This is a genomic window from Paraburkholderia sp. Ac-20342 (assembly GCF_017104985.1).
Lineage (GTDB): Bacteria > Pseudomonadota > Gammaproteobacteria > Burkholderiales > Burkholderiaceae > Paraburkholderia.
This window is the reverse complement of sequence record NZ_JAAGPQ010000001.1, coordinates 185,462-199,184: the sequence shown is the minus strand read 5'-3', so window position 1 is coordinate 199,184 and position 13,723 is coordinate 185,462. Positions and strand designations below refer to the sequence as shown.

At 65.9% G+C, this 13,723-nt stretch carries 14 protein-coding genes, 1 other RNA gene and 1 riboswitch; of the genes, 7 read left to right on the top strand and 8 right to left on the bottom strand.

Annotated elements, in window-relative coordinates:
- Both G3N58_RS00810 and G3N58_RS00805 read left to right on the top strand, forming a co-directional pair.
- Window positions 1-457 (top strand): aminotransferase class I/II-fold pyridoxal phosphate-dependent enzyme (locus G3N58_RS00810; RefSeq protein ID WP_205998260.1); only part of this gene is annotated, 457 nt, incomplete at its 5' end.
- A gap of 216 nt (window positions 458-673) precedes the next feature.
- On the top strand, window positions 674-1,624 hold the full coding sequence (locus tag G3N58_RS00805; RefSeq protein WP_241016939.1) for a cobalamin-binding protein: 951 nt from the start codon (window positions 674-676) through the stop codon (window positions 1,622-1,624).
- 6 nt (window positions 1,625-1,630) lie between these two features.
- On the opposite strand, the gene cobC is transcribed toward G3N58_RS00805, so the two are convergent.
- The 6 genes from cobC to G3N58_RS00775 are packed head-to-tail and all read right to left on the bottom strand — an operon-like array spanning window position 1,631 to window position 8,082.
- On the bottom strand, window positions 1,631-2,221 hold the full coding sequence (cobC, locus tag G3N58_RS00800; RefSeq protein ID WP_205998258.1) for an alpha-ribazole phosphatase: 591 nt from the start codon (window positions 2,219-2,221) through the stop codon (window positions 1,631-1,633).
- Complete coding sequence (locus G3N58_RS00795; protein ID WP_167036578.1) at window positions 2,206-2,982, bottom strand: adenosylcobinamide-GDP ribazoletransferase; 777 nt, start codon at window positions 2,980-2,982, stop codon at window positions 2,206-2,208. The genes cobC and G3N58_RS00795 overlap by 16 nt, the downstream gene beginning before the upstream one ends.
- Before the next feature lie 55 nt (window positions 2,983-3,037).
- Complete coding sequence (gene cobT / locus G3N58_RS00790; protein ID WP_205998257.1) at window positions 3,038-4,099, bottom strand: nicotinate-nucleotide--dimethylbenzimidazole phosphoribosyltransferase; 1,062 nt, start codon at window positions 4,097-4,099, stop codon at window positions 3,038-3,040.
- A 45-nt stretch (window positions 4,100-4,144) separates the two neighbouring features.
- Window positions 4,145-4,987, bottom strand: coding sequence for an ABC transporter ATP-binding protein (locus G3N58_RS00785; protein ID WP_205998256.1), 843 nt, complete (start codon window positions 4,985-4,987; stop codon window positions 4,145-4,147).
- Window positions 4,984-6,054, bottom strand: a complete 1,071-nt coding sequence (locus tag G3N58_RS00780; protein WP_205998255.1) for an iron ABC transporter permease — start codon at window positions 6,052-6,054, stop codon at window positions 4,984-4,986. Before G3N58_RS00780 ends, G3N58_RS00785 begins: the two co-directional genes overlap by 4 nt.
- A 27-nt stretch (window positions 6,055-6,081) precedes the next feature.
- Entirely contained in the window at window positions 6,082-8,082 is a 2,001-nt protein-coding gene (locus tag G3N58_RS00775; protein WP_205998254.1) for a TonB-dependent receptor, read from the bottom strand.
- Window positions 8,083-8,171: 89 nt separating this feature from the next.
- Window positions 8,172-8,432: riboswitch (cobalamin riboswitch) on the bottom strand.
- Between the two features lie 208 nt (window positions 8,433-8,640).
- On the opposite strand from G3N58_RS00775, the gene G3N58_RS00770 reads away from it, so the two are divergent.
- From G3N58_RS00770 to G3N58_RS00750, 5 genes are all read left to right on the top strand, one after another.
- Complete coding sequence (locus G3N58_RS00770) at window positions 8,641-9,000, top strand: ATPase (protein ID WP_167036563.1); 360 nt, start codon at window positions 8,641-8,643, stop codon at window positions 8,998-9,000.
- On the top strand, window positions 8,997-9,311 hold the full coding sequence (locus tag G3N58_RS00765) for a cell division protein ZapA (RefSeq protein WP_167036560.1): 315 nt from the start codon (window positions 8,997-8,999) through the stop codon (window positions 9,309-9,311). Before G3N58_RS00770 ends, G3N58_RS00765 begins: the two co-directional genes overlap by 4 nt.
- 177 nt (window positions 9,312-9,488) lie before the next feature.
- Window positions 9,489-9,670, top strand: a non-coding RNA gene (gene ssrS, locus G3N58_RS00760) — 6S RNA.
- Window positions 9,671-9,801: 131 nt separating this feature from the next.
- Window positions 9,802-10,260 carry an EVE domain-containing protein gene (locus G3N58_RS00755; protein ID WP_167036557.1) on the top strand — a complete coding sequence of 153 codons (459 nt, stop codon included), beginning with the start codon at window positions 9,802-9,804 and terminating at the stop codon, window positions 10,258-10,260.
- A gap of 262 nt (window positions 10,261-10,522) precedes the next feature.
- Entirely contained in the window at window positions 10,523-11,251 is a 729-nt protein-coding gene (locus tag G3N58_RS00750) for an SIMPL domain-containing protein (RefSeq protein WP_167036554.1), read from the top strand.
- 205 nt (window positions 11,252-11,456) lie between these two features.
- Here G3N58_RS00750 and lgt read toward each other — a convergent pair whose 3' ends face one another.
- Window positions 11,457-12,362 (bottom strand): prolipoprotein diacylglyceryl transferase, encoded by a 906-nt coding sequence (lgt, locus tag G3N58_RS00745; RefSeq protein WP_167036551.1) that lies wholly within the window; start codon window positions 12,360-12,362, stop codon window positions 11,457-11,459.
- A 36-nt stretch (window positions 12,363-12,398) separates the two neighbouring features.
- Entirely contained in the window at window positions 12,399-13,490 is a 1,092-nt protein-coding gene (locus G3N58_RS00740) for a LysR family transcriptional regulator (protein WP_205998253.1), read from the bottom strand.
- Window positions 13,491-13,723 lie beyond the last annotated feature (233 nt).

Sequence of the window (13,723 nt, the reverse complement as noted above, 5' to 3'; positions counted from 1 at the left end):
CTCGCCCGGCAAGTTCTTCGGTCTCGCGGGCGTGCGCGCCGGTTTCGTGCTCGCCGCGCCCGCGTGGCTCGCCACGCTGCGCGACAGGCTCGGCGCGTGGACGGTCAGCGGTCCGGCGCGTCATGCGGTGAGCGCCGCGTTCGCCGATACCGCATGGCAGGCGCAGATGCGTGCGCGGCTCGCCGGCGAAAGCGCGCGGCTCGGCGCGCTATTGCATTCGCACGGTTTCGCCACGCGCGGCACGCCGCTCTTCGCATGGACCGACGATGCGCGTGCCGCCGCGTTGCACGAAGCGCTCGCGCAACGCGGTGTGTGGACGCGGCGGTTCGCGCCGTCGCTCGTTGCACCCAAGGGCAGCGTGCGTTTCGGACTGCCGGGAACGGAAGCCGAGTGGGCTCGCTTCGAACAGCAGTTGCATGAAGCGATGCGCGCCATCGGGGCAGCGCAAACGGGGTAACACGGAAATGGGAGACGGTGATGCCGCGCGAACCTGCTGCCGTCCTTCGCGCATCGCGCTACGCGTGCTGCGCTTTGAATCGAGCGTCATGTCGTACCTCATGTCGAGCTTTATGCGGCGCTTCATACCGAGCCTCATGCCGCCCTTCACTCACTGCGCCTCGCTTATCGCCCTACACGCGCCACACGCTCAACGCCTCGTCCAGGTCCTCGCCCGATGATCCGCTTCGCTTGCCCGCTGCACCGCTCTACGCACCCGCGCCACGTGGCTCGTTTCCTCACCGCCGTATCGCTCGGCCTCGCCGCGCTGACCGCGCACGCGGCGATCACCGTCACCGACGATAGCGGCGCGACCGTCACGCTCGCCGCGCCCGCGCAGCGCGTCATCAGCCTCGCGCCGCACGTCACCGAGTTGCTGTATGCGGCGGGCGGCGGCGCGAAAATGGTCGGCGCGGTTTCGTACAGCGACTATCCGCCCGAGGCGAAGCAGCTGCCGCGCGTCGGCGACAACAAAGCGCTCGACCTCGAACGCATCGTCGCGTTGAAGCCCGATCTGATCGTCGTGTGGCGGCACGGCAATGCGCAGCGTCAGCTCGACCGGCTGCGCGAACTGCATATCCCGCTCTTTTTCAGCGAGCCGCGCCATCTCGACGACGTCGCCGTATCGCTGACGAAGCTCGGTCAATTGCTCGGCACGTCGGCGACGGCCGATGCGGCGGCGGCCGCGTATCGCGACGACATCGCGCGACTGCGCGCGCAGTACGCGAGCCGGCCGGTCGTCAGCGTGTTCTACCAGGTCTGGGACAAACCGTTGATGACGCTCAACGGCGAGCACATGATCAGCGACGTGATCGCGCTGTGCGGCGGACGCAATGTCTTCGCGCAATTGCAGCCGCTCGTGCCGACCGTGTCGACCGAAGCGGTGCTCGCGGCGAATCCCGAGGCGATCGTCACCGCCGCGCCGGGCGCGACGCGTCCCGACACGACGCTGCCGCAACTCGACACGTGGCGCGCATGGCCGGGCCTTGCCGCGGTCGCGAACAACAACCTCTTCGCGATCGACGGCGATCTGATCAACCGTCCGGCGCCGCGCATCGCGCAAGGCGCGCGAGAACTCTGCGAGGACCTCGACCTCGCGCGCTCACGCAGAAAACCGCGCGCGCCGTAAATCCCCTCACGCATTCCAGCGCACCAGCACCCACTGCTGCGCGGCCTCGTTGCGCCGCAGCCAGACGATGCCGGTCATATCGAGCGCCCAGTGCAGACAACGCGCGAGCGGCACGTCGAGCACCTGCGAGGCGATCGCGCGAATCACGCCCGCGTGCGTGACCACATAGGCCGGCGACAACTCGCGCGTCTGCGCGAACGCATCGAACCACGCATGCACGCGCTGCGCGAACTGCGCGACGCTCTCGCCGCCATGCGCGCATGCATGCTCGAAATCGGCGGCCCAGTCGTCGAGCTGCGCGCGATCGATCGCGTCCCAGCGCTGCGTTTCCCAGGCGCCGAAATTCATTTCCTTCAGACGTTCGTCATGGCTGACCACGCAGCCGAAGTCGTTGGCGATCTCGGTGGCGAGCGCCGCGCAGCGCGTGAGCGGACTCGAGATCAGCACGCGCGGCGCCGGCACCTGCAAGGTCGCGAGCCGCAGCGCGAGCGCGCTCGCCGACACCTCGGCGCTTTCGGCCAACGCGACATCGCTGTGTCCGTAACAGATGCCCGCATCGAGCGCGACGGCGGGATGACGAATCAGGACGATATCCATGCGAGCCCCACCAGATAGATGCTCAATTCGAAAACCTGCTGCGCGAAGCCGAGGCAATCGCCGGTATAGCCGCCGATGCGTCTCACGAAATAACGGCCGATCGCCACGCGCAGCACGAGCAGCACACAGCATGTCGCAAGCGCGAAACGCCAGTCGGGCGCGCCGCGTCCGTTCGGCCACAGCAGCCACGGCAGACCGAACAGCGCCGCGCACATCAGCGCGGGGCCGCTCAGGCGCTGTGCGACCGGCTTCGCCTTGCCCTCGGCGCGCACGTAGTCGAGCGTGGCCAGATAGCTGATCGCCATCGCGCGGCTCGCGCCGTGCGCCGCGATCATCAGACCGGCCGCGCGTGACGGCGGCAAGGCCGCGAGCGTTTGCCACTTCAACGCGAGCGCAACGACGAGCGCGATCGCACCGAATGCGCCGACGCGCGAGTCGTGCATGATGCGCAACACGTCCTCGCGCGAATAGGCGCCACCGAACGCATCGACGCAATCGGCGAGACCGTCTTCGTGAAACGCGCCCGTGACGAGCAGCGACGCGGCCATCGACAGCAGCACCGCGACGCCCGCCGGAAATACGCGCAACGCGGCGAGATAGACGAGCGCGCTCAAGCCGCCGATCAATACGCCGACGAGCGGAAAGTAGCGCGCCGCCGCATTCAGATAATGCGGCTCGTAGCCGACCCAGCGCGGCACGGGCACGCGCGTGAAATAACCGAGCGCCGTGAAGAAGTAGCGCAATTCCGCGAGCGGGTTCATGAGCGGGGCGAGGTTCGCGTCACGTCACGCCTTGGGTCACACCTTAGGTCACACATCATCCCTCGCGATCGGCCACGCCGGCCGAGTCGAAACTCGCCATCTCGTTGACGAAGGCCGTCGCCGCGCGCAGCAGCGGCACCGCGAGTGCCGCGCCGGTGCCCTCGCCGAGCCGCATGTCGAGCGACAGCAGCGGCTGCGCGCCGAAATGATCGAGCATGCGCCGATGCCCGGCCTCGTTCGACGCATGCGCGAACACGCAGTACTCGCGCACCTCGGGTGCGAACGCATCGGCAACGAGCAGCGCCGACGTCGCGATGAAGCCGTCGACGAGAATCGTCATGCGAGCTTCGGCGGCTGCGAGATACGCGCCCGCCATCATCGCGATCTCGAAGCCGCCGAACGTCGCGAGCACGTCGAGCGGCGCCGGCGTTGGCGCGTGATGCGCAAGCGCCGCCGCGAGCACGTTGCGCTTGCGCGCGAGCCCCGCGTTGTCGAGACCGGTGCCGCGCCCGACGCATTCGTCGATCGGCACATCGCATAAACGGCTCATCAGACACGCGGCCGACGAGGTGTTCGCGATCCCCATCTCGCCGAAGCCGATCACATTGGTGCCGAGCGCCGCGTGATGACGCACGCGCGCCGCGCCCGCCTGCAAGGCGGCCAGCGCCTCGGCCTGGGTCATCGCCGGTTCGTGCGCGAAGTTGCGCGTGCCCGGCGCGACCGGAATGTCGACGAGCCCTTGCGTCGACGGCAACGGCGTCGCGATGCCCGCATTGACCACTTCGAGCTCGATGCCCGCGACGCGGCTCAGCGCATTGATCGCCGCGCCGCCCGCGAGAAAATTGGCAACCATCTGCGCGGTCACCGCTTGCGGATACGGGCTCACGCCTTCGGCGGCAATGCCGTGATCGCCGGCGAAGACGATCATGGCCGGGCGCTCGACCGTCGGATGCGTGCTGCGTTGAATCAGCCCCATCTGCCGCGCGAGCGTTTCCAGACGGCCGAGGCTGCCGGGCGGCTTGGTCCGCGTATCGATGATGTGTTGCAGCTCGGCGCGCAGCGTCTGATCGAGCGGAGCGACGTTGGGCAAACCGGCCGGGCGTGGAAAGCGAGTCATAGGTATAAGCGGAAATCGCCGCAAAAGAATGTCGGAATAAAAAAGTCAGCCTGATGCAATGTCATGATCGGCACGCAATTCATGACGCATGCGCGGCGCGGGAATCAGCGCCTCGTGCTCACCGTCGCGAATCAGAATCAGCGGATAGCCGAACGCGCGGCTCGTCAATTCGGGCGTCAACACGTCGCGCACCAGGCCGGCGCATGCGCCGCCTGCTCCATCGAGCAGCAATGCGTGCGTCGCGAAGCGGCGCGCGAGATTCAGATCGTGACACGAAAACAGCACACAGCGCCGCGGTTCCTGCGTCCATGCAACGAGCGCTTCGAGGCAATCGATCTGATGATGCAGGTCGAGATGCGACAGCGGTTCGTCGAGCAGCAGAAGCGGCGCATCCTGGCACAACACGGCCGCCAGCGCGACACGTTGGCGCTCGCCGCCCGATAACGACAGCACATCGCGCGCGGCGAAACTGCCCAGGCCGAGCCGTTCGAGCGCCGCCTGCGCGGCCGCGCGATCCGCGTCGCGCTCCCACCCCCAGCCGCCGAGATGCGGAAAGCGGTTCAGCATCACGATGTCGAGCACGCTGGCGCTGAACGCATCGTGCGCGCTTTGCGGCATCAACGCGCGGTGCCGTGCGAGCGGCAACGGCGGCCAGTCGGCAAGACGCCTGCCGTCGAGTTCGACGTGCCCCGCCGACGCCGGCCGCAGCCCCGCGAGCGTGGACAGCAGCGTTGTCTTGCCCGCGCCGTTCGGCCCGGCGACGCACCAGATTTCGCCGGCATGGAAGGTCTGCGTGAACGCATCGAGCAAGGTGCGCGCGCCGGCGCGCAACGTCACGCGTTGCGCGCTCAGCGCCGAAGCCGGGACGGTATCGTGGGCGCGTGTCATGGACGCCTCTTCAGCAGCATCCAGAGAAACACCGGCACGCCGACCAGCGACGTCATCACGCCGACCGGCAACTGCGCGGGCGCAATCACAGTGCGCGCGACGAGATCCGCGCCCATCACCGCGACGCCGCCGCCGAGCGCGGCCGCCGGCAACAGCATGCGCTGATCGTTGCCGAACGCGAGCCGCAGCATGTGCGGCACCACGAGGCCGACGAAGCCGATCGTGCCCGCCGTCGTCACGGCGGCGGCAGCCGCAAGCGAGGCCACCAGGTACACGCGCAGACGCAAGGGCATGACCGCAACACCCAACGCCTGCGCGGCCGCATCGCCGCGCAGCAGCACGTTCAGGCGCGGCGCGGCGGGCACGATCACAAGCAGCGCGAGCAGCAGCGCGACGAGCGCGGTCCACGGCGGCGCGCCGCCGTTGAGGTCGCCGGTCAGCCAGAACAGCATGCCGCGCAAGCGGCTGTCGGGCGCGAGATTGAGCAGCAGCGTAATCAGCGCGCCCCACCCCGCCGCGATCACCGCACCGGTCAGGAGCACCCGCGGCGACGTGTCCTGCGGTTCGCCGCGCCATAACTCGCGCCGCGCGAGGCCAAGCACGAGCAGGATCGACACCAACGCACCGGCGAACGCACTCGCATCGACGATCCACCATGCGCCGCCCGCGATCATCGCCACGAGCGCGAACGTCGCCGCGCCGCCCGATACGCCGAGCACATACGGCTCGGCCAGCGGATTGCGCAACAGCACCTGCAGCAGCGCGCCGGCGAGCGCGAGCAACGCCCCGCACGCGAAGCCCGCGAGCGCGCGCGGCAAGCGCAACGTACGCACGATCTCGCCGGCGAGGTCGTCGGCGCGCGCGGGTCCGGCATGCCACGGCATCAACGCGGCCAGCACGCGCGATGGCGCGAGCGGCACGCTGCCGAGCGCGAGCGACGCGACCAGCACGGCCAGGGCGATGACCGCGAGTCCGAGCCAGATCGCGGCCGCGCGCCTTGCGTTCATCGTGCGCATGGTAGGCGTGACGTGGCCGGCAGCCGGCAGCGAGCCCGGCGCGCGATTCATGCGCGCGCGCTCACGCCGGTGCGTGCGTTACTGCTGCTGCCAGCCAAGCGTGACGTAGGCACCGCGTCGCGGCGAGTTATACGAGTAGGCCGTTTCATAGTCCTTGTTCAGCAGATTCTCGATTTGCGCGCTCACGTACCACGCTTTCGTGATGTTGTAGCGCGCCGACAGATTCACGATGCCGTAGCCGCCCAGATTGCCGGTGCTATCCGCGCGCGGACCGCTCACGATCCACTCGCCGCCCACGCGCCAGCCGCCGATGCTGCGATTGATCGCGAGCGAGCCGAAGCGTCGCGCGCGCCGCACGAGGTCGACGTCGTTGTCGAGATCGACGGGATTCTGCAGCGTCAGCGAGGCGCGCACGTCGGTCTTGCCGACATGCCCGCTCCACGATCCTTCGAGCCCCTGCACTTTCGCGTGCCCGACGTTCTCGGCCAGATAGATGCCGGGGATCGTCTGCACGTAATCGATCAGATTCGTATAGCGCGTCTGAAAGGCACTGACACGCACCACGCCGAGCAGGTTCGATGCGTACTGCAAACCCGCTTCGACCGAATGACTGCGCTCGGGCCGGATCGACGGATTACCGCTCAACGGATAGTACAGATCGTCGAAGCTCAGCGCGCGGAACGCGTCCGAATAGCTTGCGGTTGCCTTCCAGTGCGAGGTGATGTCGAAGCCATAGCCGAGATAGTAACTGTTCGCCCCGCCGAAATCGGAGTACTGGTCGCGCCGCACGTTAGCTTGAATCTGATTGCGGCCGAAGCGCGCGGTATAGCCCGCGAATACCGAATCGACGTGACGGTTGGGCGCCGCGAACGTATCGGAATCGAGGCTCTGATCGAGATGCTCGTAGCCGAGTTGCAGCTTCTGGTTTGCGGCCAGCGCGAAATCGTTCTGCCAGGTGTACTGGCGATTGTCGGTATCGAAGCGGCCGTTGTCGATGCCGTTGGTATTCGACACGCTGCGGTCGTCGCCCTCGGCAACCGTGAAATGCGTGGTCCACCAGTCGGTCAGCTTGCCGTTCGCGAACACCGAGAGCTGGCGCACCTTGCTATAGAGGTTGTTCAGATCGGTCGGCTCGCCATAGGCGTTGTCGTAGCTGTTGTTGCCGTTCGACTGGAAATAGGTGACGCCGGCGTCCCACCTGTCGCTGAACTTGTGACGCAGCGATGCCGAGAGGCTCTCGTTCAGATTGCCGTTCGCGTTCGGATTCGCGCCGGGCGCTTGCAGCGGATCGAGCGAGGAAAAGCCATCGGTTTTGGTGCGCGCGAGCGAGATGCTGAAGGTCGTGCGGCCGTCCTGATCGAGCGCGCCATTGACGCCGACGGTTTGCGTCTGCGTGTGATAACTGCCGTAGCCCAGCGAAAAATTGAAGCGCGGCGGATGATCGCCGCCATCTTTCGTGAACACCTGCACGACGCCGCCAATCGCACCCGAGCCGTACAACGCCGAGACATTGCCGTTCACGACCTCGACGTGATCGACCTGGTCGAGCGGAATCTGCGCGAGTTGCGCGGAACCGAGGCTCACCGAATCGACGCGCACGCCGTCGATCAGCACCAGCGATTGCGTCGACGACGCGCCGCGCAAAAAGAGGCTCGTCGTCGAACCGGGGCCACCTGTACGCGAGATTTGCGCGCCGGGCGCGAGTTGCAGCAGGCCGGGCAGATCGGTCGCGGTCGTGTCGGCAATGTCCTGCTGATCGAACAGCGTGGTCGGCGGGATCGTATCGGCGAGTGCCTGCGGTCCGCGTTCGGCGGTCACGACGACTGGCGAGAGTACGGTGGCCGGCGGGTTCGCGCGGGGGTTCGCATCGGCATCGGTATTCGCATCGGCGGACGCGCTCGAAGCTGAAGCCGATGATGCGGCCGACGAAGCAGCCGGCGAAGCAACGGGCGATGCAACATCGGCCGGCACGGAAGACGCCGCCGACGCGGCAGCCGTGGTCCCGGCAGTCTGCGCATGCACGACGGGCGGCAGACCCGCGAACGCGAGCAGCGCCGCGCGGGCGAAGGGGGACAGCATGGGTGAGAGTCCTGTGGATAGCGTGCGCAGCCCGCTTCCCCGCAGGCCGCCGCGTAACGAGGCGCCCCCGATGTTTAACGTTTTCGCGGGGGACGTCCTCTCCCTCTGGCCGGTATCCGGGCTGCGACACATCGGCCCCGCCTTCCCACGCGTGACGCGCAGTGACACACTTGCAGGTTCAGCTTCGACCTGCAATCAGGACCGACCTGCATGACGAGATGCGGTCGCTTACCGTTGCGGGGGCAGCGCAGGTTCGCGCGTGCCGGTGTCGAACCCCGCGCGCGCCCTGCTTCCCGTTTAACTGCGCGCGCCGAAAAGCGTGCGCGGGCACCAGAGTGCGGCCAGTTTAGGAGCGCCCCCGGCGAGCGTCAAGAAAGGTCAATCCCTGCGCGAGCCGTGCCGTTGAGTGCAGGTTATTGTCCGATCGACGAGCGGTTTTTCATCTTATGGTCGGGAAAATGCTTGCATAAAGCCAAGTTGTTACGTCTCGAAACGAGACAATTGTCGGAACCTGTAACATTCCGCGCTAAAATGCGAGGTCTTTAGAGGACGCAGCACATGCTCACCGAACTCGAATCACTCTCCCAGAACATCGGCAAGCTGATTGCGATCAGCCAGCGCCACCACGAAGCGCGGCTCGCGCTCGAAGAACAACTCGCGCACACGCGTGCCGAAGTCGAAGCCACGCATGCGGAACTCGCGCAATTGCGCGGGGAGCGCGATGCCCTGCAGGCGGAACGCGATGCGCTCTCCGCCAAGATCGACGACGCTCAGGTGCGCCTGAATGCGATTCTCGAGAAATTGCCGCGTGCCCGCGCGAGCAGCGAACCGGATAACCAGCTCGATCTGCTCGACTCCGCTCAACCCGAACCCGAGGAAGCGGAAAGCGACGTGAGCCGCCACGGAGAAAACGCATGACCACCAAGCAGATCGAAGTATCGATTCTCGACGTACCGTATCGTCTCGCCTGCTCGCCGGAAACCGAAGCCGCCCTGCTCGAAGCGGTCGCACGCGTCGATGCGGAAATGAAGAAAATCCGCAACGGCAGCAACGTGCGCGGCACGGATCGCATTGCCGTCATGGCCGCGCTGTCGCTGGCATCGGAACTGCTTAAGCTGCAAAACAGCGTGCGACACGGAGAAGCATTTCCCGCTGAAGAAATCCGGCGTACAATGCAGCAAATGAACGAACAGCTCGGTACTGTGATTGAACAGTACAGCTTGCAGTAAGCGGTCACAGCCGGCTTCGAACCCAATGTCGAACCGGTCGTGAATTCAACGAAGTAGCTTGAAACGCAGTACTTTTTTGCAAAGCGGGTGTGCGGTGTCGGTGAAGCACATGAGCACCTCTCGCAAGCGTTTGAGTTCTTCTGTTAAAGTTTGAACTGCTGTAGCTTCATCGGTTTAGCTTCCCTGCCTGGTTCGCCAAGGTCATATATTCCTTGAACCAATGCCATGTGCACGGTTGCGGAAATTTGTAGCACGGGCGTGCGCGTCACTCTGTCTGATGTACCCGAAGTGTTGCTAACTGCGACCAATTCTGAACCCCCGGTTCAGGATGCCGGCCTAGCGGCTAAGGCGGGGACCTTATCTGGAACGGCATCGTACTTCGGTTCGATGCCGTTTTTCTTTGGGCTGCGTTTTCCGGTGCTGCTTTCAGGTGCTTTTTGCAGGCGCCGGTTCGCGCGCGTCGTTCAATCCCTCACGTTCAATTCGATTCATGCGCTACTGGCTGATGAAGTCCGAACCGGACGAAGCAAGCATCGACGATCTCGCCAACGCACCGCATCGCACGTTGCCGTGGACCGGCGTGCGCAACTATCAGGCACGCAATTTCATGCGCGACACCATGCAGATCGGCGACGGCGTGCTCTTCTATCATTCGAGCTGCCCCGAGCCCGGCATCGCGGGCATCGCGGAAGTGTCGTCCACCGCGTATCCGGACCCGACCCAGTTCGATAACAAGAGTCCGTACTACGACGCGAAGTCGTCGCAGGAAACGCCGCGCTGGATGCTCGTCGACGTCGTGTTCAAAAAGAAGATTCCGCTGATTCCGCTTGCTGCGCTGCGCGAGCATGCCGAGTTGCAGGACATGCGTGTGCTCGCCAAAGGCAACCGTCTGTCGATCACGCCGGTGACCGAAGCCGAATGGCGTTTCATCACAAAACAGCTTGTTTAAGGGCATATCCGGCGTTCGTTCGTGACTTATGACGAACGGGTGAACGCACCGTGTTGTTCTCCGCATGGCGGATAACGCCGAATTAGGGAACCAAGACAACGCGAGCCGCGCCTAATGATCGGACACGCGTGTTGCAGGGCTCATTGAAGGGCTTCGCCTGGCCGGCGAGCCAGCCCGTCGCGAAAGCGAACCCGCAACCCCTACGCCATCACATGTCACTTGTGTCACACGTGCACAACCTGTTCATACAAGGAGTTCAACAATGACGAAACAAGCCGCACGGGCCCTCGCACTCGCTCTCGCCTGCACCGCGCCTGTCGCGCTCGCGCTGACCCCGACCCTCGCGCGCGCGCAAAGCGTCATGCCGCAGCCCGCGGGCGTGCTGTCGCTCAATGCGCAGGCGAGCGCGGAAGTCCCGCAGGACGTCGTCGACATCACATTGTTTTACGAGCAGGAAGCGAGCGATCCGTCCTCGCTCACGGCCACGCTGAACGAGCGCGCCGACGCCGCCTTGCAGAAGGCGCGCGGCGTCAGCGGCGTAACGGCGCGCACGGGCGCATTCTCGATCTTCCCGTCCACCGATCGCGATGGCCACATTTCGACGTGGCGCGGCCGCGCCGAAGTCGTGCTCGAATCCCGCGACTTCGGTTCGGCATCGAAGCTCGCGGGACAGATGGCATCGATCATGCAGGTCGGCAACGTGAGTTTCTCGCTGTCGCCGGAAGCGCAGCGTGCCGCCGAGCAGAAGCTCACCGGCGAGGCGATCCGATCGTTCCGCGAACAGGCCGCTTCGTCGGCGCAGGCATTCGGCTTTAATGGCTATTCGATCCGCGAGGTCAATGTGAATCACGGCGGCGTCATGCCGCGCCCGGTCATGATGATGAGCGCGCGTGCCATGGGCGCCGAAGCGAAGAGCGTGGCGCCGATGCCGCTCGAAGGCGGCACGTCGACGGTGACGGTCAACGTGTCGGGATCGGTGCAGATGAAGTAACGCGCGCGCGGGAACGCAAACGCGCAAACACACATACCTGCAAATAGAAACGCCACGGCATGTCTTCATGCCGTGGCGTTTCTATTTGCAGGTCCTGAAAACTCTAAAGGTTCTAAAGACCCACCGCGCCAACCGCCACGCTGCCCGACAAGACAAGGCAAACCGTGGCGCGCGGCTCGACGGATCAACCGCATCGACCCAAGGCTCAGCTCGCGCTCACCGCCTGCGCCGACTCGCGGCGCCCGCGTCGATAGGCCCACACCATCAGGCCGATGCCCGCGAGAATCATCGGCAGCGACAGCCATTGCCCCATCGACAGACCCATTGCGAGCAGGCCAAGGAAATCGTCCGGCTCGCGTGCGAACTCGACCGTAAAGCGTGCGAGGCCATAGCCGATCAGGAACATCGCGGAAATCGCGCCGAGCGGCTTCGGCTTGCGCGAGAAGAAGATCAGCACGAAGAACAGCGCCACGCCTTCGAGCGCGATCTCGTACAGTTCCGACGGATGCCGCGGCAGCATGTGATATTGCGCGAACACTTCGTTCAGATGCCATTGCGCGGCCAGTTGCGGATGCGCGGTGAGCCATGCGGCATCGTCGGGCGCGGCGCCCGGAAACAGCATTGCCCACGGCGAAGCCGGATCGGTCACGCGGCCCCACAGCTCGCCGTTGATGAAGTTGCCGAGGCGCCCCGCCGCGAGGCCCGTGGGCACCATCGGCGCAACGAAGTCGGTGACTTGCAGCCACGAGCGCTTGCGCTGATACGCGAACAGGATCATCGCGAGCGTGACGCCGAGAAAGCCGCCGTGAAACGACATGCCGCCTTCCCACACCTTGAAGATGTCGAGCGGATGCGCGAAGTAGAAGCTCGCCTTGTAGAACAGCACGTAGCCGAGCCGGCCGCCGAGGATCGTACCGAGCACGCCGTAGAACAGCATGTCGTCGATATCCTTCGCGCTCCAGCCCTGCGCGGCGACGTACGGCAAACGCAGCCGCAGCCGGCCGACGACGATCGCCGCGATGAACGCGACGAGGTACATCAGGCCATACCAGCGCACGGCGAGCGGCCCCAGATGAATGGCGACGGGGTCGAAATTGGGGTGAATAAGCATCGTGTGGTTATGGGCAGTTCAGGTTCAGGAATGCTTCTACAGCAGAGGTTTTACAGCAGCGTCGCCGCGCTCGGCGCGCGGCGCGACCGTCGCGGCATGCGCGCGCACGATCTCGATGAAGCCCGCGAGCACCGGACTCACCTCGTCCGTACGCCAGACGAGACCCGTTTCGATTGCGGGCACCGACTCGGACAGCGGCCGGTACACGACGCCCGTGCGCCGCAGGTTACGCAACGATTGCGGCACCAGTGCGACGCCCATGCCGGCCGACACGAGGCTGACGATGGTCTGCATCTGGATCGCCTCCTGGCCGATCCGGGGAGCGAGACCCGCGACGCCGTAGCAATCCATAATGATGTCATAAAAGCCTGGCGCCAGACGTCTTGGGAAGATCACGAGCGGCGCGTCGGCGAGATCGCGCAGGCTCACCGGCGTGTCGAGCCATTCCGCGCCGGGGTCGGCGCCGGGCTTGCCTCGTGCCTTTCCTATCTCTCCAGCCTCGCCCTTCTCGCGGCCACGCCCACCGTCCTTCAGACCGTCTTCCACCCCGCCATTCACGCCGCCCGCGCCTGGCACACGCGCCGCCATCTCCGTCGACATCGCGATCACGAGCGGCTCGCGCGCGATCGGCAGCCACGACAGCTGCGCGGCATGGCGCGGCGGCAGCGGCGCGATCACGAGCCCAGCGTCGATGCGCCCCGCCGCCAGTTCCTCGACCTGCACGTCGCTGGTGGCCTCGGTCAGTTCGAGCCGCACGCGCGGATGGCGCGCGCCGAAATCGCGCAGGAGCAGCGGCAGCAAGCCGTAATCGGCGGTGGAAACGAACGCGAGCGACAGCACGCCCGCCTCGCCGCGCGCGAGGCTCTGCGCGAGCGGGCGCAGCCCCTCGGCCGCCGCAAGCAGGCGCTGCACCTCGGGCAGGAGGTCGGCGCCGACCGCCGTCAGTTCGACCGAGCGCTTGGTACGCGCGAACAGCTCGACGCCGAGCGTCTCCTCGAGCGCACGGATCGCCTGCGAGAGCGGCGGCTGCGTCATCGACAGACGCGCGGCCGCGCGGCCGAAGTGCTTTTCCTCGGCCACGGCGACGAAGTAGCGCAACTGGCGCAGATCGGGAATCGTCGGCAGCATGATGAAGACCCGGATTAATATGTTTTACGACCTGAACACGCGCAAATAATACACGCGACGCATGATACGCAAAACCGCCTGTCTGCCCGGCGCGGCGGCACTACACTGAACGGATGTGCCGGCGCGCCCGCTGGCGCATGCCCCGGCGGCTGCCCCCGAGCGGGGCGCGAGCCGCGCCGGCGCCCCGCCCTCGCGGCCCGGATCACGAACAGAACAGACAGACTGGAGCGTCC

What these genes read in the sequence shown, in the direction of transcription:
- G3N58_RS00805 (WP_241016939.1), top strand. Translation starts at nt 674, where the DNA reads ATGATCCGCTTCGCTTGCCCGCTGCACCGCTCTACGCACCCGCGCCAC.
- cobC (WP_205998258.1), bottom strand. Translation starts at nt 2,221, where the DNA reads ATGGATATCGTCCTGATTCGTCATCCCGCCGTCGCGCTCGATGCGGGC.
- G3N58_RS00795 (WP_167036578.1), bottom strand. Translation starts at nt 2,982, where the DNA reads ATGAACCCGCTCGCGGAATTGCGCTACTTCTTCACGGCGCTCGGTTAT.
- cobT (WP_205998257.1), bottom strand. Translation starts at nt 4,099, where the DNA reads ATGACTCGCTTTCCACGCCCGGCCGGTTTGCCCAACGTCGCTCCGCTC.
- G3N58_RS00785 (WP_205998256.1), bottom strand. Translation starts at nt 4,987, where the DNA reads ATGACACGCGCCCACGATACCGTCCCGGCTTCGGCGCTGAGCGCGCAA.
- G3N58_RS00780 (WP_205998255.1), bottom strand. Translation starts at nt 6,054, where the DNA reads ATGAATCGCGCGCCGGGCTCGCTGCCGGCTGCCGGCCACGTCACGCCT.
- G3N58_RS00775 (WP_205998254.1), bottom strand. Translation starts at nt 8,082, where the DNA reads ATGCTGTCCCCCTTCGCCCGCGCGGCGCTGCTCGCGTTCGCGGGTCTG.
- G3N58_RS00770 (WP_167036563.1), top strand. Translation starts at nt 8,641, where the DNA reads ATGCTCACCGAACTCGAATCACTCTCCCAGAACATCGGCAAGCTGATT.
- G3N58_RS00765 (WP_167036560.1), top strand. Translation starts at nt 8,997, where the DNA reads ATGACCACCAAGCAGATCGAAGTATCGATTCTCGACGTACCGTATCGT.
- G3N58_RS00755 (WP_167036557.1), top strand. Translation starts at nt 9,802, where the DNA reads ATGCGCTACTGGCTGATGAAGTCCGAACCGGACGAAGCAAGCATCGAC.
- G3N58_RS00750 (WP_167036554.1), top strand. Translation starts at nt 10,523, where the DNA reads ATGACGAAACAAGCCGCACGGGCCCTCGCACTCGCTCTCGCCTGCACC.
- lgt (WP_167036551.1), bottom strand. Translation starts at nt 12,362, where the DNA reads ATGCTTATTCACCCCAATTTCGACCCCGTCGCCATTCATCTGGGGCCG.
- G3N58_RS00740 (WP_205998253.1), bottom strand. Translation starts at nt 13,490, where the DNA reads ATGCTGCCGACGATTCCCGATCTGCGCCAGTTGCGCTACTTCGTCGCC.